Origin of the sequence: Mycobacterium paraintracellulare (assembly GCF_000276825.1) — a bacterium.
Lineage (GTDB): Bacteria > Actinomycetota > Actinomycetes > Mycobacteriales > Mycobacteriaceae > Mycobacterium > Mycobacterium intracellulare.
Map to the genome: position 1 here is coordinate 1,146,714 of NC_016948.1, position 18,780 is coordinate 1,165,493.

The window sequence follows — 18,780 nt, forward strand, 5'->3', positions numbered from 1 at the left end:
TGTGAGCCTGAGCCTGGGAATAGTCGGCCTGCCCAACGTCGGCAAGTCCACGTTGTTCAACGCGCTGACCCGGAACAACGTGGTGGCGGCCAACTACCCGTTCGCGACGATCGAACCCAACGAGGGCGTCGTCCCGCTGCCCGATCCGCGGCTGGACAAGCTGGCGGAGATGTTCGATTCCGAGAAAATCGTGCCGGCGCCGGTCACATTCGTCGACATCGCCGGGATCGTGAAGGGCGCGTCCGAGGGCGCCGGGCTGGGCAACAAGTTCCTGGCCAACATCCGCGAGTGTGACGCGATCTGTCAGGTGGTGCGGGTGTTCGCCGACGACGACGTCGTGCACGTCGACGGCAAGGTCGATCCGCGCTCGGACATCGAGGTGATCGAGACCGAGCTGATCCTCGCCGACATGCAGACCCTGGAGAAGGCCGTGCCGCGCCTGGAGAAGGAAGCCCGCAACAACAAGGAACGCAAGCCGGTGCACGAGGCGGCCGTCGCCGCGGAGGCGGTCCTGAACTCGGGCAAGACGCTGTTCGCGGCCGGCGTCGACGCGTCCCTGCTGCGCGAGCTGAACCTGATGACCACCAAGCCGTTTCTGTACGTGTTCAACGCCGACGAGTCCGTGCTGACCGACGATGCCCGCAAGGCCGAGCTGGCCGCGATGGTCGCCCCCGCCGACGCGGTGTTCCTGGACGCGAAGATCGAGGCCGAGCTGCAGGAGTTGGATGACGAATCCGCCGCCGAGCTGCTCGAGTCCATCGGGCAAACCGAGCGGGGGCTAGACGCGTTGGCGCGGGCCGGTTTTCACACCCTCAAGCTACAGACCTACCTGACGGCGGGCCCAAAAGAGGCGCGCGCCTGGGTGATTCACCAGGGCGACACCGCTCCCAAGGCCGCCGGGGTGATTCACACCGACTTCGAAAAGGGCTTCATCAAGGCCGAGATCGTGTCCTACGACGACCTGATCGCCGCGGGTTCGATGGCGGCGGCCAAGGCGGCCGGCAAGGTCCGCATGGAGGGCAAGGACTACGTCATGGCCGACGGCGACGTGGTGGAGTTCCGCTTCAACGTCTAAGCCATCAAAGTAGGGCGGTCGCTGGCGAACGAAGTCGAAAGTCTGCCTCGATCGATGTCCCGCACTCGTTCGCGACCTCTCACGCGACGCCGTGGGCGATCAGCAGGTGCCGTGCGTTGGCGTCTCCACTGATCTGGCGGTGTTCGACCGTGAGGCCGGTGCTGCGTAACGTGTCGATCACGTCCGGCACCGGACGGAGGTGAAAGCCGTGTTCCGTGAATGGCAGTTTTGCCATGACGTCGGGGTCGGCCAGTCCGATGACGAGTCGGCCCCGACCGTTTATCACCCTGGCAAGCTCTCTGAACGCTCTGTCGAGCTCGGCGACGAAGTAGATGGTGTTGACGGTGATGGCGCCGTCCAATGCCCCATCGGGAAAGGGCAACTGCGTCATGGACCCGGAATGCAACGACAGCCGCCCGGTTGCGATGTCACGGCGGTAGCGTCGCGCGGCTCGGCTGAGCATCGTCTCCGACACCTCGACACCGTGAACTCTGCCCGACGGACCGACACTGTCGAGCAGGAATTTCAGCCCCACTGCGCCACCGAATCCGACATCGGCCACCGCCGATGCTTCATCGGGTTGCAGCGCCCGCGCGGCGGCGCTCACGAAGCGCCGGTTGCCCCGATTGAGCGCCGCACCAACCAACCGCCCGCGCAGACCACTTGGATGGCCGAGCTGCTGAGCAATACCCGCCATGACCGCGTCCCGGACACCCATTTGACGACCGTAGAGCACGGACACTGATGCGGCACGGCTTATCGGATGAAGTGACTGGAGCCTGGGCAACGAAGGTGTCCGGTCGGCGGACGAATATCGTCCAGCACATCGTGACGACGCGCCGACGGCGACGTCGTGGAGTTCCGGTTCAACGTCTAGCTCCGTCCCAGACCAACGCCGGCCGCGTGATCATGGCCCGAAGGACTCGCCGGTCGACTTGTGGCATCATGGTATGCATCAAATGATGCGTATGGAGGTGTCGATGAGGACAACAGTGACCATCGACGATGCCTTACTGGCTCAGGCGGCGGAACTGACCGGCGTGACGGAGAGTGCGGCGCTTCTCCGTCAGGGATTGCAGACCCTCATTCGGGTAGAGAGCGCCCGCCGTCTCGCGGCGCTCGGCGGCACGGACCCCAAGGCGTCGGCCGCCCCGCGGCGGAGGCCGCCGACCCGTGATCCTCGTTGACACATCGATATGGATTGACCATCTGCACGTCGCCGAGCATCGCCTCGTCGGCCGCTTGACCAACGACGAAATCGGTTGCCACCAAATGGTGATCGAGGAGCTGGCACTCGGTATGATCAAGCAGCGCGACGACGTACTGAGATTGCTGTCCCATCTGCGCGAGTTTCCGTTGTTGACGCACGCGGAAATCCTCCATCTCGTTGACCGTCGCCGCTTGTGGGGAAGGGGATTGAGCGCAATCGACGCCCACCTTCTTGGGTCGGTTGCTGTCGTCGACGGTGCACGGCTTTGGACGAGGGACAAGAAGTTGAAAGCGGCGTGTAAAGAAGTGGGTGTTGCGATCGTCGATGAGTCGTGACGTTGTTTGGAGCAGCCGTCATCCAGCTCCGCTTCAACAGTCACACAAGGAGGCGCTATGCGGTGGCGGGGCGTGTGTCACGTCGAGTTCGCGGTGTTGGACTACGACGACTCGATCGCGTTCTACGACGCGTTGTTCGGCTGGCTCGGCTACAGCAGCTTCTCGTCGCTCAACATGGAATACCAGTCGACGTATTACATGACGCGTAATGTCAACCCGCACAGCTACATCGGCATCCAACCCGCCCGCACCGGCGACAAGTTGACGCACTCCGATCAGGCGGTCGGCATCAACCACATCGCGTTGTGGGCGCGCAGTAGGGCAGAGGTCGACCGCTTCCATCGTGAATTCTTGGTCGAACGTGCGATCCCGGTCACCGACGAGCCGAAGGAGTACCCGCAGTACTGGCCCGGCTACTACGCGGTGTTCTTCGACGACCCGATCAATGGGATTCACTGGGAATTGGCCTGGGTGCCGAAAGTCCCTACGCCTCGCCAACTTTGGGCGTTCTATCGCGCGATTCGTGCCTTCGCGAAGAGTCGGCCGGACCTGGCGAACACGGTCCCGGGCGTCACGATGCAGGCCAGGAGAACCCTGCCGGCCCGATGACCGCCGCCGTTGTCGGGGGTGGCGCTTAGCATCCTTCCCGCACGACACCCACACCGCCGGGGCCCGCAGGAGGACCGCATGAAGTTCGTATCGACCCGCATCATCACCGCCGACGTCAAGCGCCTGGTGGGTTTCTACGAGATGGTCACCCAGATCGCGGCCGTGTGGGGCAACGAGTTGTTCGCGGAGATTCCGACCCCGGCCGGCACGCTGGCCATTGGTAGCGACAAGACGGTGCCGCTGTTCGGGGCGGGATCGGCCGAGCCGGCGGCGAACCGGAGCGCAATCGTGGAATTCATCGTCGAGGACGTGGACGCCGAGTTCGAGCGGCTGCGCGAGCGTGTCACCGAGGTCGTGACGACGCCGACGACCATGCCCTGGGGCAACCGCGCGCTGTTGTTCCGGGATCCCGACGGAAACCTCGTCAACCTGTTCACTCCGGTCACCGACGAGGCGCGCGCGAAGTTCGGGCTCTGATCGCCGGGCGCCGCGATGAGGCGGTCGACGGACCTGCAGGTTGCAGATGATCCGCAGAACTACTTGCCCGGATCCCGGTCCAGGGAAATCCTGGGGAGATGACGATTGTCAAGCGAACGGGACCGTGGCCGCGGCGGGCTGCGCGCGTGCTGGTGAGCAGCGGGTTGGCATTGTCCGCGTTGGGGCTGGCCGGCGGCCCGGGCGCGCAGGCGGCGCCGGCGCCCACCGACCACTGGTGCCCGGGCGAGCCATGGAACCCGGCCTGGGGCAACGTCTTGGACTGGGACTGGAATCGCTGCCACGAGTGGCAACATCCGGGCGGCCCGACCGCCCCGTCGGGCTGGGGTCCCTGGGGCCCCCCGCCGGCGTGGGCGCCGCCGCAGCCACCTCAACCGGCGTGGGCGCCGGGGGCTCAACTGATGTGGAACCCGACCGACGCCGATTGGGGCCTGTGGAACAACGGGATATGGACGCCCATCTGAGCAGGCACCGTCTCGGGCCAAGGCCGCTTTGATCAGACGCGATTGGCGGCGCTAACGGTCAACCCTCCCGGGGCTAGGGTGAACTGTGGCCGCAGACGACCGCGCCGAGCCGCCCGAGGGGCCGGAATGCGGGCCCGACGCGCTCGAGGAGCGCGAAAGGGCCCTGGTCCGGCAGGAGGCTGAGCTCCGAAAGCGTGAATTTCTTGCCGGCAAAAGGGACGGGATTGCCGACCAGCGCGACCAGATTGCCGACGAGCGCGAGCGGGCGGCGGACGAACGAGAGCAGCGCGCGGACGAACGCGAGGGCACGAGCGAAGAGCAGGAACGCGCGCGACTGCGGCGCGCCGATGAAGGGGTGCAGCGCGCACAGGCGCGCGCGGAGCGGGACCAGGCCGACGTTGACCGCGAGATTGCGCAAAGCGAACGGGGCCCTGACCCCGCCTGATGGGTGACGCGACCGAGGTACCCCTGGACGGCATCGCCTAAATGCGGGCAATTTGCCGCCAAAAATATACCCGTGTGTAATAAATTTGCTTTAGCTGCGGCACAGGTCATTGTTGGTTTACCGAATGACGTGCGCCACAAATTTTGGTTGGCAATATATGTTATTGCTAGCCTCGCTGCCCATGGTCGTTATTGCTACATTGATGTCGTTGATCAATCAGGTTTCCGGCACGCCGTATATCGCGGGCGGAGATTCTCCCGCCGGGACCGATTGTTCGGGACTCGCTTCGTGGATTGCGAATGCCGCAACCGATAGGCCAGTTTTTGGGGATCGATTTAATACCGGAAACGAAGAAGCGGCGTTGCTGGCGCGAGGGTTCCAATACGGGACCGCGCCCAACGCCTTGGTCATCGGATGGAACGGTGGCCACACCGCGGTGACGCTGCCCGACGGGACGTCGGTGGCCAGCGGTGAGCGCGGCGGCGTCCACGTGGGCGGCCCCGGCGCCTACCAGGCCGGATTCACGCATCACATGTTCCTTCCGATGGAGTTGGAGGACGCGTTGCCGCCGCCGCCGGACGCCGCTTTGCCGCCGGACGCGTTGCCGCCGCCGCCCGACGCCCCTTCGCCGGCGGACGCTTTGCCGCCTCCGCCCGACGCTCCTGCGCCGGCGGACGCGCCCGCGCCCCCGCCGGAAGAGCCCGCCGTTTTGATCGACGCTCCGGCACCGCCGATGGACACCCCGCCGGCACTTTAATTGTATTTGTCCGACAGCGCGGTAATTGCGGATTCATAACAAATGAAATGCGTGCCGTCGGCCATTTATCGGTTCTTTCCGACGATTGGCGGCGGCCATCCCGACGGGCCGGCACAATAGTGAAATGACACGATCGCCGAGTCGTGTGTGAGCTACGACACTGCCTTCGGAAAAGTGGCGGAAGTGCGCGCCGCGGCGAAAGTTTCTCATGGGTTGCTTGTGACTCGTGAGAACACTTTGCTGCCGCGTTCGCTGACCGGAAACGCGCCCGACACCCCGCCGCAACAGTGCCCGCCGCCAGATAGGCTGGCGCTGCCTGCGGTGCGGGCACACCGAAATCGGCGAACCGAGGCGGGGCCGCAATGATCTTCATCGTCGTCAAGTTCGAAACCAAACCCGAGTGGACGGACCGGTGGCCTGAACTCGTCGCCGCGTTCACGGCGGCGACTCGTGCCGAGGAGGGCAACCTGTGGTTCGAGTGGTCGCGCAGCCTGGACAACCCGGCGGAGTACGTCCTGGTGGAAGCGTTCCGCGACGATGAGGCGGGCGGTGTCCACGTCAACAGCGATCACTTCAAGCGGGCCATGCACGAACTTCCGCAGGCGTTGAAGTCGACGCCGAAGATCATCAACCAGACGCTCGATGCCACTGGGTGGTCCGAGATGGGCGAGATGTCGGTCGGCTAGCCGCCGGCCACGGATGTCGGCGGCCGGCCAGACACCCTTCCCCCCAAGCTAGCCGGCCACCACGATCTCGATTTCGTCGCCCAGCGCGTATCCCGGTGTGAGCGGCAGGCTCTCACCGCTCCAGAACGAGCCGGGGTCAAACCAGTTCGAGTACTTCTCCGTGGCCATCAAACCCATTTCCTCGTAGGTGATGGCCACCGTTTCCGCGCAGTAGGCGGCCTCCAGGCCGAGGCGCTGGCGCTCCTTGCGCCGCAGCGTCGACTCTCGAACTTTCCTGTCCACGACCGGGATTCCGCGCGCCCAGTCGTACGCGTTCGGCAGGCGGCCGCGCAACCACCGGCCGGTCAGGCGCATGGTGGTCGGAAACGCGGTGCCGTCCATGCGGGCGATGACGCGCAGCAGCTTGTTCTCTTGCTCGCGGTTGGCCGGCGGCGTCAGCTGGCGCAGCCAGCACCGCTGGTGGTAGCGCTGGGTCCACTGCAAGACGGACTGCTGCAGATCGTTGAGTTGCACGCCGCGGTGGTTCGTCCCCGTCCACAGGTCGGCGAGCTTGTCACCCAGTTCGGCGTGCCAGATCAGCGGCGGCAAGTCGTCGATGGCCACCGTCATTCCCACGTGGTTCACCGGGGCGTTCGTCAAGGTCTGGATGGCACGGTCGGGTCCCGAACCGCCGCGAAACAGCCAAAGATCGCCCGTACGGGTCTCCTCGAGCGCTTGGTTCAAGGTGAGCATGGTTGTGTAAGCCCGTTCGCCGCTGCGGCTTTCGCCGGTCTCCTCGTCTCCTGAGCCCGCCTGCGCGTCGCGGTGCCGTGCCTCGCGGGCACACCAGTCAATCACAACCAGCGCGCGACGACGGGGACTACGCATAGCCTGGTCTCATGCGCAGTGTGTGGAAGTGGCTGGGACTGGCCGGTGCCGCCGGCGTCGTCGCCGGGGGCGTGCTGGTGGCTCGCGACCAGCGCAAGCGGCGCGCCTACACCGCCGACGAGGTCCGCAATCGGTTGCATCAGCGGTTGGCCGAATACGAAGGGGGAGGCCTTCAGTCCGGGCCGGGATCGGCCGAGGGCTCAACGGCGAACAACCGATAGCTGCCCGAAAAACCCTTCAGCTCGACGTCGCGGCCGCCGTCGAAACGGATGCCCTCGGACTCCGAAAGCGCGTCCCGCACCGGCTGACTCACCAAGATCTCGCCACCGGCGGCTTGTGCCGCGACCCGCGCCGCCATGGCGACATTGCGGCCGAACAAGTCATCGCCGCGGCGCACCGACCGTCCCATATGGATGCCGATCCGAACGCGAATCTCCTCGTGCCGCTTGCGGTTTGCATCCCTGCGCAACGCGCGTTGCAGGTCGATCCCGCAGCGCACCGCCTCTTCGGCGCGCGCGAAGGCGATCATGAATCCGTCGCCCTGACTCTTCACCACGTGCCCGGACCGCCGCTGCACCAGATCCGAGACCAGCTTGTCGTGCGAGCTGATCAGTTTGACCCACGCCCGGTCCCCGATGCGCTCGTTCAGCGCGGTGGACTCCTCGATGTCGGAGAACAGGATCACCACCCGGCCGTCCGGCGTGACCCGCGCGAGGTCGGGCCGTTCGACCTCGGCCCAGTCCGCGAGGTCTTCGATCGAGCTGCGCACCGCCGCCCCGAAGCCCTCCTTGCGCACCAGGTTGGCGGTGTTCCACACCGTCTTCACGGCTTCGCGGCCGCCCGACAGCAACCAGCTGCGGGCGTCGTTTCGCTGGCGCAGCTCGTCGAGCTCGCGCTGACTGCGCGCGAGCAGCTGCCACAGCACCACCAACCCGATGGCCTCGATCGCAGCAAACCCGGCCAGAATGTAGACCGAGACATGCAGCGCGTCACCCATGCCGGTCATCCTTGCAAGGCCGCGGTCCGGCTAGGTTGTCGGCCCTGTGAGCAGTGTCTAGGGTTGAGGCCGCCGGCCGCGGGTAGTGATCTCAGGGGCGTCCCATCAGGTGACTTTCGGGAGGAGCGGTTTTGGCCGACGGCGACGGTGATTCATCCGACCTGCTGGTGATCTTCGGAATCACCGGCGACCTGGCGCGCAAGATGACGTTTCGCGCCCTGTATCGCCTCGAGCGTCGCGACGAGCTACACCACCCGATCATCGGCGTGGCCAGCGACGACATCACCACCGAGCAGCTGCTGGACCGGGCGCGCGACGCCATCCAGAAATCCGGCGAGAAGTTCGACGACGCGGTGTTCGACCGGCTGGCCGGCCGGATCTCCTACTTGCACGGCGACGTCACCGATGCCGATCTCTACAAGCAGCTCGCCAAGGAGATCGATTCGGACGCGCATCCGCTCTACTACCTCGAGATGCCGCCGGCGCTGTTCGCGCCCATCGTGGAGAACCTGGCGAAGGCCGACCTGCTGGAGCGGGCGCGGGTGGCGATCGAGAAGCCGTTCGGCCACGACCTGGAGTCGGCGCGCGACCTCAACGCCCGGCTGCGCGCGGTGCTCGACGAAGACCAAATCCTGCGCGTGGACCACTTTTTGGGCAAACAACCCGTCGAAGAACTGCAGTACCTGCGCTTCGCCAACAACGGCCTGGCGAAGCTGTGGGACCGCGAGAGCATCTCCGAGATCCACATCACCATGGCCGAGGACTTCGGGATCGAGGACCGCGGCAAGTTCTACGACGCGGTGGGAGCGCTGCGCGACGTCGTGCAAAACCATCTGCTGCAGGTGCTGGCGCTGGTCGCCATGGAGCCCCCGGTGGGCGCCGGCGCCGACGACCTCAACGACAAGAAGGCCGAGGTTTTCCGGGCCATGCCCGCGCTGGACCCGGAGCGCTGCGTGCGTGGGCAGTACCGCGGTTATACCGAAGTCGCCGGCGTGGCAAAGGATTCCACCACCGAGACCTACGTCGCGCTGCGCACCGAGATCGACAACTGGCGCTGGGCCGGCGTGCCGATCTTCCTGCGCGCCGGCAAGGCGCTGCCGGAAAAGGTCACCGAGGTCCGGATGTTCCTGCACCATGTCCCCGGGTTTTCGTTCCTGCCCAACCGTCGCCCACCCGATCCCAACCAGATCGTGCTGCGCATCGACCCCGACCCCGGGATGCGGCTGCAGCTGTCCGCTCAGGTCGGCGATTCGTGGCACGACGTTCACCTGGACTCGTCGTTCGCCGAGGATCTCGGCGAGCCGGTACGCCCCTACGAACGGCTGCTCTACGCCGCGTTCAACGGAGATCGCCAGCTGTTCGCCCGCGAGGACGCCATCGAAGAGACGTGGCGGATCGTGCAGCCGTTGCTGGACAAGCCGGGTCGAATCCACCACTACGACCAAGGCTCCTGGGGGCCGGAGGCCGCCGAAGCGCTGGTGCGTGGCCACCACGCCTGGCAGGAGCCGTGGCTGCCGCGCAGCACGGCCACGAAACAGTAAGGAGACCAGGGACAGCATGCAGCTTGGGATGATCGGCCTCGGCCGGATGGGCGCCAACATCGTCCGACGCGTGGTCGCGGGAGGACATGAATGCGTGGTGTACGACCACAACCCCGACGCGGTGGAGGCGATGGCGGGGGAGGACAAGACCACCGGGGTGTCCTCGCTGCAAGAGCTCGCCGAGAAGATGACCGCGCCGCGCGTCGTATGGGTGATGGTGCCGGCCGGGACGATCACCACCGGGGTGATCGACGAACTGGCCGAGACACTCGAGTCCGGCGACATCGTCATCGACGGCGGGAACTCCTACTACCGCGACGACATCAGCCACGCAAAGACGCTGTCGGAGAAGGGCATTCACTTCCTGGACTGCGGCACCAGCGGCGGGGTGTGGGGCCGCGAACGTGGGTACTGCCTGATGGTCGGCGGCGACGACGAAGCGTTCGCGCGCGCCGAGCCGATCTTCGCCACCGTCGCGCCGGGCGTCGACGCGGCACCGCGCACACCGGGCCGCGACGGCGAGGTCGCGACGTCGGAGCAGGGGTACTTGCATTGCGGGCCGGCCGGCGCCGGGCACTTCGTGAAGATGGTGCACAACGGCATCGAGTACGGCATGATGGCCTCGCTCGCCGAGGGGCTGAACATTTTGCGCAACGCCGACATCGGCAAGCACGTCCAGGAAGGTGACGCGGAAACGGCGCCGCTGTCGAATCCGGAGTTCTACCAGTACGACTTCGACATCCCCGAGGTCGCCGAGGTGTGGCGGCGCGGCAGCGTCATCGGGTCCTGGCTCTTGGATCTGACGGCGATCGCCCTGCACGAATCCCCGGAGCTGAAGGAATTCTCCGGGCGCGTCTCGGACTCCGGAGAGGGACGGTGGACGTCCATCGCCGCGATCGACGAGGGAGTCCCCTCGCCGGTGCTGACCACCGCGTTGCAGTCGCGCTTCGCCTCGCGTTCGCTCGACGACTTCGCCAACAAGGCGCTTTCGGCGATGCGTAAGCAATTCGGCGGGCACGCGGAGAAGCCGGCGAACTGACCGAACTGGTCAGTGGCGTTGGACGAATTTCACCACGGCGTCGCTGAACGCGTCGTTGTCGTCGCCGGCCGCGGTGTGCCCGGCGTTGGACAGCTCGACGAACTCCGCGCGCGGCACGGTGGCCAGGAAGTGCCGAACGCCCTCGGGGCTCACCACGTCGGAGAGCTTGCCGCGGATCAGCAGGACGGGAATCCTCAGGTTCTTGGCGGCCTGCTCGAAGCTCTCGGTGCGCAGTTCGGGATCGTCGCCGGGCTTGGTCATGAACGCCGGGTCCCAGTGCCAGTACCAGCGGCCGTCGCGCAGGCGCAGGTTCTTCTTCAGCCCCTCGGGGCTGCGGGGCTTGCTGCGGTAGGGCAGGTAGGCGGCGACGGCGTCGGCCGCTTCCTCCAGCGACTCGAACCCCTCGAGGCCGCTGAACATGAAATCGCGGATGCGGGCGCTGCCGCCCTTCTCGAAGCGGGGCACCACGTCGACCAGCACCAAGCGGGTCACCTTCGCCGGGCCGGCCCGGTGCGCGGCGAGGATGCCGGTCAACCCGCCCATGCTCGCCCCGATGATCGTCACCGGCCGCCCGATCGCGTCCAGCACCCGAAGGACGTCGGTCGTCAACGTCTCGATCTCGTAGTCGGCATCGGGTGAGCGATCGCTGTCACCGTGCCCGCGGGAGTCCAGGGCCACCACATGCAAACCCTCGTCGGCCAGCCTCTGACCGGTGTTCTTCCACGAAAACCGGTTCTGGCCGCCCCCGTGCAGCATCAGAATGCTCGGCCGGCCGGCGGCATCGGTGCCCCGATTCCATTCGTCGGCGATCAGGGTGATGCCCTTGGCGCCGGCAAACTCAACCGTCTGGGGGCTGCTGCTGACGGTGCTCATGCGTCCTGACGTTACATAGGTCGCATAAGCACTCTTGCGCGGGTCGACGGCGCGATGACTTTCGGTGTTCGCTGGGGTCTGTCTGTCGAACCCCCACGAGCGACCCAGGAGGCCATGCACATGCCATCGATCACCCCGTCGTTATGGTTCGACGACAACCTGGAGGAAGCCGCCGGCTTCTACACCTCGGTGTTCCCGAACTCCCACATCGAGGGGCTCAACCGGACCACCGACGCCGGACCTGGGGAGCCCGGCACCGTCCTGTCCGGCAGCTTCGTGCTCGACGGCGCCCGGTTCATCGGGATCAACGGCGGTCCGCACTTCCAGTTCAGCGAGGCGGTCTCCTTCACGGTCCACTGCAAGGACCAGGACGAGGTCGACTACTACTGGGACCGGTTGACCGACGGCGGCGAGGAATCGCAATGCGGCTGGCTCAAAGACCGCTTCGGCCTGAGCTGGCAAATCGTCCCCGATCGGCTCTACGAATTGATCGGCGATCCCGATCGCGGCCGGGCCGCGGCCGCCACCCAGGCGATGTACGGCATGCGCAAGATCATCATCGCCGAGCTGGAACGGGCCGCGGAGGCGTCCGGCGACCCCGCGCGGTGATGACTCACTCTGACCGCGAAACCCCCTGAGGCGGGCCATATTTGACGAATATCCCGCGCCGGTCGGTGCATCGCGGAGTCCCACGGGTTAGGTTTGTCCGTGCGGACGCGCCGAACAGGAGTGGATATGGCGGACAACGCGAGATGACCGAGCCGCGGTGGATCGACGTGCCGGGGCCGCCCGGGGATCTCAAGGCGCTGACCTGGGGACCCGCCGACGGTCCGATCGCCCTATGCCTGCACGGCTTTCCCGACACGGCCTACGGCTGGCGCAAGATGGCCCCGCTCCTCGCGGCGGCGGGCTGGCGGGTCATCGCGCCGTTCATGCGCGGATACGCGCCCTCGTCGATTCCCGAGGACGGCAGCTATCACGTCGGGGCGATCATGGACGACGCCCTGCGCGTGCGGGCGGCCGCGGGAGGAACCGACCGCGACGTGGTGATCGGTCACGACTGGGGTGCGCTGGCGGCCACCGGCCTGGCCGCGATGCCCAACAGCCCGTTCACCAAAGCCGTGATCATGTCGGTGCCGGTCTCGGCCGCGTTCCGGGGGCAGGTGAGCGAGCGGGGCCGGCTGGCCCGTCAGCTGCCGCGCCAGTTATTGCGCAGCTGGTACATGTTTTATTTCCAATTGCCTTTGCTGCCAGAGCGTTCCGCGCGCTGGATCTTGCCGCTGCTGTGGCGGCGATGGTCGCCGGGCTATCGCGGTGCCGACGAGGATCTGCGGCACGTCGACGCCGCGATCGGCACACCGGAAAGTTGGCGCGCGGCCCTGGGGACCTACCGGGCCACCCTGCGCAACACCAAGCCCCCGCAGCGGTACGCCGAGCTGAACGAGCGCTGGACCGAGGCGCCCATCCTGCCGAGCTTGTATCTGCACGGCCTCGACGACGGTTGCATGACTCCGGCTTTCGCGCACTGGACGGAAAAAGTGCTGCCGCCCGGAAGCGACGTGGCCATCATCGATCACGCCGGGCATTTCCTGCAGCTCGAACAGCCCGAGAAGGTGGCCGAGCGGGTGCTTGCGTTCGTCGGCCCACCCGGCTGACGCGATGACTGCGCGCCGGATGGCGGCCGTCGATGCGCAGTTCTACTGGATGTCGGCGAAAATCCCCAGCGACGAGTTCCTGCTGTACGCCTTCGCCGGCGAGCCCGCCGACCTCGGCCGCGCCGTCGAACAGGTTCGCCGCCGGGCGAATGGTTGCCCCGCCCTGTCGGTGCGGGTCCGCGACCGGTCCTTACTGAGGTATCCGCAGTGGGTTCCCGCTCGGGTGGTGTCGGAGCAGATCGTGCGCCACGAGCTCGTCGAGCGCAGCTGGGGTGCGTGCCTGGAAGCGGTCGCCGGCCTCGCCAACAGCCAGCTGGACGTTCGCCGGATGCCCTGGCGGGTGCACCTGTTCACGCCGGTGGACGGCATCCCGGGCGTCGACGGCCCGGGCGCGGTCGCGGTCGTGCAGCTCGCGCATGCGCTGGCAGACGGGGGTCGCGGTGCGGCGATGGCGGCCTGGCTGTTCGGCCGGGACGTTCCGGTGCCCGAGGTGCAACGGTTGCCGGCGGGGTTCCTGCCGTGGCGGGCCGTGCAGGCGGCCCGCGCCGACCGCCGCCGGGTCCGCGATATCCGCGCGGGCGTGCTGACGCCCGGTGCCGGGCCCCGCCCGCTGTTGCCGACGAATGCCCGCCCGAACGGCGCGCGCTCGGTGCGCACGCTGGTGCGTCCCCGCGCGCAGCTTCGCGGGCCCACGGTGACCGTCGGGGCTCTCGCCGCCGTGTCGACCGCGCTGTATCGACTGCTGGGACCGGGATCCGAGACGTTAGGGGCCGAAGTCCCGATGGCCAAACCCGGTGTGCCTCATGCCAATAACCACTTCGGGAACGTGGTCGTCGGGCTGTACCCACAGCTTGATCTGGATGCGCGGCTGCGGCGGATCGCGGCCGAGTTGGCCGATGGCCGGCGCCGGTTCGAGCATCCGGCCACGCGGACCGCGGACCGGGCCTTCGCCGCGGTGCCCGCGCCGCTGTTGCGTTGGGGGATCAACCAGTTCGACCTCGACCAGCGTCCGACGCAGGTGGCCGGCAACACCGTGGTGTCCAGCGTTTACCGCGGCGCCGCCGACCTGAGTTTCGGCGGCGCCCCGGTGGTGCTGACGGCCGGATATCCGGCGCTGTCGCCGATGATGGGTCTGACGCACGGCGTGCACGGCATCGGCGACACCATCGCGATCAGCGTGCACGCGGCGGCCTCGGCCATTCCCGATATCGACGCCTACACGGCGCTGCTCGACGAGGCCCTTTAGCTATTGCGCGTCGCCGGATCTGGCCGCTTCCTCGCGGGTCAGGCCGACGGCGACGATGAGTTCTTCGTGCAGCTCGAACCACACCGTGTGGTAGGAGTCGACCAGCGGCCTGGCCAGCCAGGAGGTCTCCCCGGCCTTGATTTTGTCCAATGCCGCAGCAAGTTTCGTCGCGTAGGCGTTGAGCCGGGGCAGTTGGGCCGCGGCGGCCTCGACGATCGGCACGGCGCGGGCATGCACGTCGTCGAGGCGGGCGAGCACGGCGGCGTCGTACTCGGCGTCGTCGTGGGTGTTGGGAACGCCGCCGGGGCCTCCCCTGAGCTGCCAATCCGTCACGAGGCGCTTGAAGTCGGCGTTGACGGCGCGAAAGTCCTTGTACGCGGCGGCCATCGCGCCCGCATCGATGCCCTCGCGCTCCTCGGCCAGCAGCGTCGCCAACCGGTCGCTGCCGGCGCGGGTTATCTGCACGGTTGCGCCCTCGGCCAGCAGGCCCGCCGCGGTCAGTTGCTCGACGATGGTAGTGATGTCGCCGGGATCGGCCCCCAATGTCGCGGCCAGATCGGTTCTGCTCACCCGGCCCTTGAGCCGGACCCCTTGCAGCACATCCAGTTCGGTCATGGCGCCGCCCTCGCGGCCAGCCGCAGCGCGGTCAGCATGACGATCAACGGGGTGGCCGAGACCACGTCGGTGTGTCCGCGATCGATCGCGGCGCGCACGGCGGCCTCGGAGTTGTCGTCCAGCCGCGGATTGTCGCCGGTGACGTGGGCGCGCAGCGGGCTGACGCGTCGCGCGATGTCGGCCAGCTCGCGCAGCTCCGGCGAATCGTCTTCCGACCACGCGGACAAGGTCAAAAGGCCTTCACGCACTTCACCTTCGGCGCCATCGACGGTGATCTGTCTGCCTGCCAGCGACGCCGCCACGCCCTGGCCGCAGCCCACCACCGCCACCCGGCCCAATTCGCGGCTGACCACCGCCGCATGACTGGCGGCGCCACCCACCTCGGTGACGACACCCTGCGCCGCCAGCATCCCCGACACGTCTTCGGGCCGGGTGTGATCGCGCACCAGGATCACTCGTTCGCCACGGTCGGCGGCACGCAGCGCCTCGTCGACGTCGGTGTATGCCGTGCCCGACGCCACGCCCGGGCAGGCCGGCAGCCCCTTGGCCAAAAGCGGCGCCGCCAAGCGTATTTCGGGCTGAAGCGCGGGAAGCAGTAGGGTCTGCACGTGGGCCGGGGTCACCCGCCGCAGTGTTTCCGCGTCGTCGATGAGTCCCTCGTGCCGCAGCTGCAGCGCCGTGCGCACCGCGGCCTGCGCCGACCGCTCCGCCGCCCGGGTCTGCAGCAACCACAGTTTGCCGCTTTCGACGGTGAACTCGATCTCTTGGACGTCGGCATCCAGCCGCTCGAGGGTGCCGGCGGCGGCGACCAGCTCGTCGTAGACGGCCGCCTGCTCGTCGCGCAGCGCGGTGATCGGTTGCACCTCAACCGATCCCGACACCACGTCGTCGCCCTGGCCGCCGGGGAGCCACTCGCCGAACGGCTCGTTGTCGCCGGTTATCGGATTGCGTGAAATGAATGCCCCGGCACCGGAATTGGGGCCGTAATTCCCGAACACCATGGCCTGGACGACCACGGCGGTGCCGTGCTGATCACCGAAACCGTAGTGGGTGCGGTAGGCGACCGCGCGGGGCGAGTTCCACGAGGCGAACACGGCCTCCACGCCGGCGCGCAATTGAGCGTACGGGTCGGACGGAACGTCGTGCTGCTCACCGCCGCCCACGATGCGGCGGTACATGTCGCAGAACCGCCGGCGGGTGTCACGGGCGAACGTCGGGTCGCCCGCCGCCAACGCCTGCTCGACGTCGTCGTTGATGCCCAGGTCCAAGATGGTGTCCATCATGCCCGGCATGGACTGGGTGGCGCCCGAGCGCACGCTGACCAGCAGGGGATTCGGTCCCCGTCCGAACGTGCGCGAGGTCTGGGTCTCCAGCCAGCCCATCCGGTCGAGCACGTCGTCCCAGATGGCGTCCATCGTCGCCGCGGGGTCGGCGAGGTACCGCAGCCCCACCGCGGTGGTGATGCAGAAGGCGGGCGGCACCGGCAGCTGGTGGCGGCGCATCGTCTGGATGCCGTGGCCCTTGTTGCCCAGCAGTTCGCGCGGGTGGTTCGATGCGCCGTCCAGCAACACCACGGGATGCTCGGCACGCGTGGCCCCGCTCGACGCATGGCGGTGGGCGCCGCTACCTGATGCGGTGCGAGCCGTGGTGCACCCCCTTTGTGGACTTAGCTACCGATGCCGACGTCGGAACGCCCGCTATGTTCCCACACGTACCAGCGGATAAAGCGCCGTAGCTGCTCGGCGGCTCTTGTCTTGCCACCCGCCCCATGATCTAGGTTTACAGTTATGACTTCATATGACACGTTCCATGACGTCGGAGTACTGATCCTGCGGCTGGTGTTGGGCGTGACGTTGGCCGCGCATGGCTACAACAAGTTCTTCGGCGGCGGCCGCATCCCGGGCACCGCACGGTGGTTCGAGAGCATCGGCATGAAACCCGGAAAGTTTCACGCCACGGTGGCGGCGACCACGGAAATGGCCGCTGGCCTGGGCCTGGCGGCGGGTTTGCTCACCCCCATCCCGGCCGCGGGCTTCGTCTCGCTGATGCTGGTCGCGGCCTGGACCGTGCACCGCGCCAACGGCTTCTTCATCGTCAAGGAGGGCTGGGAATACAACCTGGTGCTGGCCGTCAGCGCGGTCGTCGTGGCCACGCTGGGCGCCGGGAAGTACAGCCTGGACTACCTGGTCTTCGGGAAGAACTGGATGGACGGCTGGCACGGCCTGCTGATCTCGGTGGTGCTCGGCCTGGCCGGTGCCATCGGCCAGCTGGTCATCTTCTATCGGCCGCCGGCCAAGCAAGCCGGCTAGCCACGGCGCCCCCGCGCCGAACGTCGAGTTGTTGGGCCGACACGCCGGCGACGCGCGCAACTAGTCGACGCTCGAGGCCGCCACGGTCGCCGTGTCGGCCGCGGTCACCTCGGCCGCGGCGCGCTCCCCGGAGCGGATCGCGCCGTCGACCCACCCGCACATGACGGCCGAGCTCTCGGTGCCGGCCCAGTGGATGCGGCCGCAGGGTTCGCGCAGGGTGTAACCGAATTCGGTCAGCACGCCGGTGGGCGCGTGGCTGATCATGCCGCCGCCGGAATAGCGCTCCACCGTCCAGTTCTGTTCGTGGAATTCGCGGTAATCGTTCGCCTTGCTCCCGAAGCGGTCGACCAGCTCGCCGATGATGACCGCGTGGCGTTCCGCCTCGCCGAGCCTGCCGAGCCGTCGCGCCGCGGGCCCCTCGCTGATGACGCACATGACCCCCGGGTTCCCGGTGTCGGTGCAGGCGTCGATGGTCAGCGTCGCCGGGCATCCCGGCGCGGCCGACTGGCCGGACAGCCCGTCGGCCCGCCAGAAGGGCTCGTCGTAGACGACCGAGATCTTGACGACCGCGCCGCTCGGCATGCGCTGGTGCAGAAACGCCCGATCCACCGGCAGGGCCGGTTCGTAGGCGATCGACGTGGCGATCGCCAGCGGGATCGCAACGATCACCCGCCGCGCCCGCACCGTCATGCCCTCCGCGCTGACGGTGACGCCGTCGGCGTCCTGCGCGACCTGCCGGACCGGCCGCGACAGGTGCACCGCATCACCGAGCTCGGCGGCGATCTGTCGGTAGATAGCGGCCATGCCGCCGACCGGGCGGGCGTCCTGGGAGCCGCCCTTGCCGGAAATGGCGAACGTCGGGCCGCCGGCCGATCCCGTCTGCAGCAGCGCCCACAGCAACGACGTCTCGGATCCCGCCGAGGTGTACAGGCCGGACAGGGCCATGTCCAGCATTTGCCGGGCCGCCTTGGACAGCGTGTGCTTCTCGATCCACTCGCCCAGGCTGATCCGGTCCCACGCGGCGGCTTGCGTTGCCTCCCAAGGGGCTTCGCGCGGGAGCGCTTTGCACATTCTCTCGAACGACATCAGGGCGAGGCCCAGGTTGGTGACGGCCCACGGGCTCATCGTCCAGGGGATGGTGCCGCCGTAGCGGTGCTTCTTGCCGCCGACGATCATCATCGCGTCGCCGTCGTTGTGCTGCTTGTACTCCGGCACGCCGAACTCGTTCATCAGCGCGTAGATCCGGTCCTGGCCCGGGCCGATCCACGCGCCGCCGCGGTCGATCCACGTCCCGTCCGGGCGGGTCTCGGTGAAGGTGCGCCCACCGACCCGGTCGCGCGCCTCCAGCAAGGCCACCGATCGGCCGGCCCGCTGGAGCCGCAGCGCTGCCGTCAGGCCCGCGAATCCCGCTCCGACCACGCAATAATCGACGTCGGACATGGCCGGCTCCTCACCGTAGTCCCGCCCCAGCAGCAAACTACACCGACGGCGGCGTCCGCGACAGCGAGTTCACCCGGATTTCCGAGACGACGGTGTGGTCGGCGGCTCACGGAACCACGGGC

Annotated in this window: 23 protein-coding genes; 16 read left to right on the plus strand and 7 right to left on the minus strand. The window is 67.6% G+C overall.

Annotated elements, in window-relative coordinates:
- The first annotated feature begins 1 nt into the window (after nucleotide 1).
- Entirely contained in the window at nucleotides 2-1,075 is a 1,074-nt protein-coding gene (gene ychF, locus OCQ_RS05635; protein ID WP_009953440.1) for a redox-regulated ATPase YchF, read from the plus strand.
- Nucleotides 1,076-1,154: 79 nt separating this feature from the next.
- Here ychF and OCQ_RS05640 read toward each other — a convergent pair whose 3' ends face one another.
- Entirely contained in the window at nucleotides 1,155-1,817 is a 663-nt protein-coding gene (locus OCQ_RS05640; protein ID WP_014384000.1) for a class I SAM-dependent methyltransferase, read from the minus strand.
- Nucleotides 1,818-2,055: 238 nt separating this feature from the next.
- Here OCQ_RS05640 and OCQ_RS05645 point away from each other — a divergent pair, with 238 nt between their 5' ends.
- From OCQ_RS05645 to OCQ_RS05680, 8 genes are all read left to right on the plus strand, one after another.
- A complete protein-coding gene (locus tag OCQ_RS05645) occupies nucleotides 2,056-2,262 on the plus strand; it encodes a type II toxin-antitoxin system VapB family antitoxin (protein ID WP_026071432.1) in 207 nt (68 codons plus the stop codon).
- A complete protein-coding gene (locus tag OCQ_RS05650) occupies nucleotides 2,249-2,620 on the plus strand; it encodes a type II toxin-antitoxin system VapC family toxin (protein WP_041784823.1) in 372 nt (123 codons plus the stop codon). The genes OCQ_RS05645 and OCQ_RS05650 overlap by 14 nt, the downstream gene beginning before the upstream one ends.
- A gap of 57 nt (nucleotides 2,621-2,677) precedes the next feature.
- Nucleotides 2,678-3,229, plus strand: a complete 552-nt coding sequence (locus tag OCQ_RS05655; protein WP_038535279.1) for a VOC family protein — start codon at nucleotides 2,678-2,680, stop codon at nucleotides 3,227-3,229.
- 78 nt (nucleotides 3,230-3,307) lie between these two features.
- Entirely contained in the window at nucleotides 3,308-3,706 is a 399-nt protein-coding gene (locus OCQ_RS05660; RefSeq protein ID WP_009953435.1) for a VOC family protein, read from the plus strand.
- A gap of 98 nt (nucleotides 3,707-3,804) precedes the next feature.
- On the plus strand, nucleotides 3,805-4,188 hold the full coding sequence (locus OCQ_RS05665) for a hypothetical protein (RefSeq protein ID WP_014941409.1): 384 nt from the start codon (nucleotides 3,805-3,807) through the stop codon (nucleotides 4,186-4,188).
- An 85-nt stretch (nucleotides 4,189-4,273) separates the two neighbouring features.
- Nucleotides 4,274-4,633, plus strand: coding sequence for a hypothetical protein (locus OCQ_RS26865; protein WP_179960061.1), 360 nt, complete (start codon nucleotides 4,274-4,276; stop codon nucleotides 4,631-4,633).
- A 124-nt stretch (nucleotides 4,634-4,757) separates the two neighbouring features.
- Nucleotides 4,758-5,390 carry a peptidoglycan endopeptidase gene (locus OCQ_RS05675; RefSeq protein WP_232065569.1) on the plus strand — a complete coding sequence of 211 codons (633 nt, stop codon included), beginning with the start codon at nucleotides 4,758-4,760 and terminating at the stop codon, nucleotides 5,388-5,390.
- Between the two features lie 362 nt (nucleotides 5,391-5,752).
- A complete protein-coding gene (locus OCQ_RS05680) occupies nucleotides 5,753-6,076 on the plus strand; it encodes a putative quinol monooxygenase (RefSeq protein WP_009953431.1) in 324 nt (107 codons plus the stop codon).
- A gap of 48 nt (nucleotides 6,077-6,124) precedes the next feature.
- On the opposite strand, the gene OCQ_RS05685 is transcribed toward OCQ_RS05680, so the two are convergent.
- Nucleotides 6,125-6,808, minus strand: coding sequence for a hypothetical protein (locus OCQ_RS05685; protein ID WP_014384004.1), 684 nt, complete (start codon nucleotides 6,806-6,808; stop codon nucleotides 6,125-6,127).
- A 146-nt stretch (nucleotides 6,809-6,954) separates the two neighbouring features.
- On the opposite strand from OCQ_RS05685, the gene OCQ_RS25830 reads away from it, so the two are divergent.
- Nucleotides 6,955-7,164 carry a hypothetical protein gene (locus OCQ_RS25830; protein WP_014381976.1) on the plus strand — a complete coding sequence of 70 codons (210 nt, stop codon included), beginning with the start codon at nucleotides 6,955-6,957 and terminating at the stop codon, nucleotides 7,162-7,164.
- On the opposite strand, the gene OCQ_RS05690 is transcribed toward OCQ_RS25830, so the two are convergent.
- Nucleotides 7,116-7,949 carry an adenylate/guanylate cyclase domain-containing protein gene (locus OCQ_RS05690; RefSeq protein ID WP_009953429.1) on the minus strand — a complete coding sequence of 278 codons (834 nt, stop codon included), beginning with the start codon at nucleotides 7,947-7,949 and terminating at the stop codon, nucleotides 7,116-7,118. The two genes, OCQ_RS25830 and OCQ_RS05690, sit on opposite strands and share 49 nt — an antisense overlap.
- A 122-nt stretch (nucleotides 7,950-8,071) precedes the next feature.
- On the opposite strand from OCQ_RS05690, the gene OCQ_RS05695 reads away from it, so the two are divergent.
- A complete protein-coding gene (locus tag OCQ_RS05695; protein WP_014384005.1) occupies nucleotides 8,072-9,481 on the plus strand; it encodes a glucose-6-phosphate dehydrogenase in 1,410 nt (469 codons plus the stop codon).
- 16 nt (nucleotides 9,482-9,497) lie between these two features.
- Nucleotides 9,498-10,520 (plus strand): phosphogluconate dehydrogenase (NAD(+)-dependent, decarboxylating), encoded by a 1,023-nt coding sequence (gene gnd / locus OCQ_RS05700; RefSeq protein WP_009953426.1) that lies wholly within the window; start codon nucleotides 9,498-9,500, stop codon nucleotides 10,518-10,520.
- A gap of 9 nt (nucleotides 10,521-10,529) precedes the next feature.
- Here gnd and OCQ_RS05705 read toward each other — a convergent pair whose 3' ends face one another.
- Complete coding sequence (locus OCQ_RS05705; RefSeq protein ID WP_008254400.1) at nucleotides 10,530-11,393, minus strand: alpha/beta fold hydrolase; 864 nt, start codon at nucleotides 11,391-11,393, stop codon at nucleotides 10,530-10,532.
- Between the two features lie 120 nt (nucleotides 11,394-11,513).
- Here OCQ_RS05705 and OCQ_RS05710 point away from each other — a divergent pair, with 120 nt between their 5' ends.
- The 3 genes from OCQ_RS05710 (at nucleotide 11,514) to OCQ_RS05720 (ending at nucleotide 14,294) form a co-directional block, all read left to right on the plus strand.
- Nucleotides 11,514-12,002: a VOC family protein gene (locus OCQ_RS05710; protein WP_041785406.1), complete on the plus strand. Its 489-nt coding sequence runs from the start codon at nucleotides 11,514-11,516 to the stop codon at nucleotides 12,000-12,002.
- Between the two features lie 143 nt (nucleotides 12,003-12,145).
- Entirely contained in the window at nucleotides 12,146-13,048 is a 903-nt protein-coding gene (locus OCQ_RS05715; protein WP_008254405.1) for an alpha/beta fold hydrolase, read from the plus strand.
- A gap of 4 nt (nucleotides 13,049-13,052) precedes the next feature.
- Nucleotides 13,053-14,294 carry a WS/DGAT domain-containing protein gene (locus tag OCQ_RS05720; RefSeq protein ID WP_041784825.1) on the plus strand — a complete coding sequence of 414 codons (1,242 nt, stop codon included), beginning with the start codon at nucleotides 13,053-13,055 and terminating at the stop codon, nucleotides 14,292-14,294.
- Here the strand turns inward: OCQ_RS05720 and OCQ_RS05725 are convergent, their stop codons facing one another.
- Together OCQ_RS05725 and OCQ_RS05730 are read right to left on the minus strand one after the other, a co-directional pair.
- A complete protein-coding gene (locus OCQ_RS05725; protein ID WP_009957540.1) occupies nucleotides 14,295-14,909 on the minus strand; it encodes a hypothetical protein in 615 nt (204 codons plus the stop codon). It abuts the gene before it with no gap.
- Complete coding sequence (locus tag OCQ_RS05730) at nucleotides 14,906-16,483, minus strand: pyruvate, phosphate dikinase (RefSeq protein ID WP_014384008.1); 1,578 nt, start codon at nucleotides 16,481-16,483, stop codon at nucleotides 14,906-14,908. Before OCQ_RS05730 ends, OCQ_RS05725 begins: the two co-directional genes overlap by 4 nt.
- A 213-nt stretch (nucleotides 16,484-16,696) precedes the next feature.
- Here OCQ_RS05730 and OCQ_RS05735 point away from each other — a divergent pair, with 213 nt between their 5' ends.
- Entirely contained in the window at nucleotides 16,697-17,218 is a 522-nt protein-coding gene (locus tag OCQ_RS05735; protein ID WP_008254413.1) for a DoxX family protein, read from the plus strand.
- A gap of 60 nt (nucleotides 17,219-17,278) precedes the next feature.
- Here the strand turns inward: OCQ_RS05735 and OCQ_RS05740 are convergent, their stop codons facing one another.
- On the minus strand, nucleotides 17,279-18,658 hold the full coding sequence (locus OCQ_RS05740) for a flavin monoamine oxidase family protein (RefSeq protein ID WP_051019762.1): 1,380 nt from the start codon (nucleotides 18,656-18,658) through the stop codon (nucleotides 17,279-17,281).
- Between the last annotated feature and the right edge of the window lie 122 nt (nucleotides 18,659-18,780).

Bases quoted from the DNA above. Each gene is read 5' to 3' on its own strand.
- OCQ_RS05645 (WP_026071432.1), top strand. From the start codon at position 2,056: ATGAGGACAACAGTGACCATCGACGATGCCTTACTGGCTCAGGCGGCG.
- OCQ_RS05655 (WP_038535279.1), top strand. From the start codon at position 2,678: ATGCGGTGGCGGGGCGTGTGTCACGTCGAGTTCGCGGTGTTGGACTAC.
- OCQ_RS05660 (WP_009953435.1), top strand. From the start codon at position 3,308: ATGAAGTTCGTATCGACCCGCATCATCACCGCCGACGTCAAGCGCCTG.
- OCQ_RS05665 (WP_014941409.1), top strand. From the start codon at position 3,805: ATGACGATTGTCAAGCGAACGGGACCGTGGCCGCGGCGGGCTGCGCGC.
- OCQ_RS05675 (WP_232065569.1), top strand. From the start codon at position 4,758: ATGACGTGCGCCACAAATTTTGGTTGGCAATATATGTTATTGCTAGCC.
- OCQ_RS05680 (WP_009953431.1), top strand. From the start codon at position 5,753: ATGATCTTCATCGTCGTCAAGTTCGAAACCAAACCCGAGTGGACGGAC.
- OCQ_RS05685 (WP_014384004.1), bottom strand. From the start codon at position 6,808: ATGCTCACCTTGAACCAAGCGCTCGAGGAGACCCGTACGGGCGATCTT.
- OCQ_RS25830 (WP_014381976.1), top strand. From the start codon at position 6,955: ATGCGCAGTGTGTGGAAGTGGCTGGGACTGGCCGGTGCCGCCGGCGTC.
- OCQ_RS05690 (WP_009953429.1), bottom strand. From the start codon at position 7,949: ATGACCGGCATGGGTGACGCGCTGCATGTCTCGGTCTACATTCTGGCC.
- gnd (WP_009953426.1), top strand. From the start codon at position 9,498: ATGCAGCTTGGGATGATCGGCCTCGGCCGGATGGGCGCCAACATCGTC.
- OCQ_RS05705 (WP_008254400.1), bottom strand. From the start codon at position 11,393: ATGAGCACCGTCAGCAGCAGCCCCCAGACGGTTGAGTTTGCCGGCGCC.
- OCQ_RS05710 (WP_041785406.1), top strand. From the start codon at position 11,514: ATGCCATCGATCACCCCGTCGTTATGGTTCGACGACAACCTGGAGGAA.
- OCQ_RS05715 (WP_008254405.1), top strand. From the start codon at position 12,146: ATGACCGAGCCGCGGTGGATCGACGTGCCGGGGCCGCCCGGGGATCTC.
- OCQ_RS05720 (WP_041784825.1), top strand. From the start codon at position 13,053: ATGACTGCGCGCCGGATGGCGGCCGTCGATGCGCAGTTCTACTGGATG.
- OCQ_RS05725 (WP_009957540.1), bottom strand. From the start codon at position 14,909: ATGACCGAACTGGATGTGCTGCAAGGGGTCCGGCTCAAGGGCCGGGTG.
- OCQ_RS05735 (WP_008254413.1), top strand. From the start codon at position 16,697: ATGACTTCATATGACACGTTCCATGACGTCGGAGTACTGATCCTGCGG.
- OCQ_RS05740 (WP_051019762.1), bottom strand. From the start codon at position 18,658: ATGTCCGACGTCGATTATTGCGTGGTCGGAGCGGGATTCGCGGGCCTG.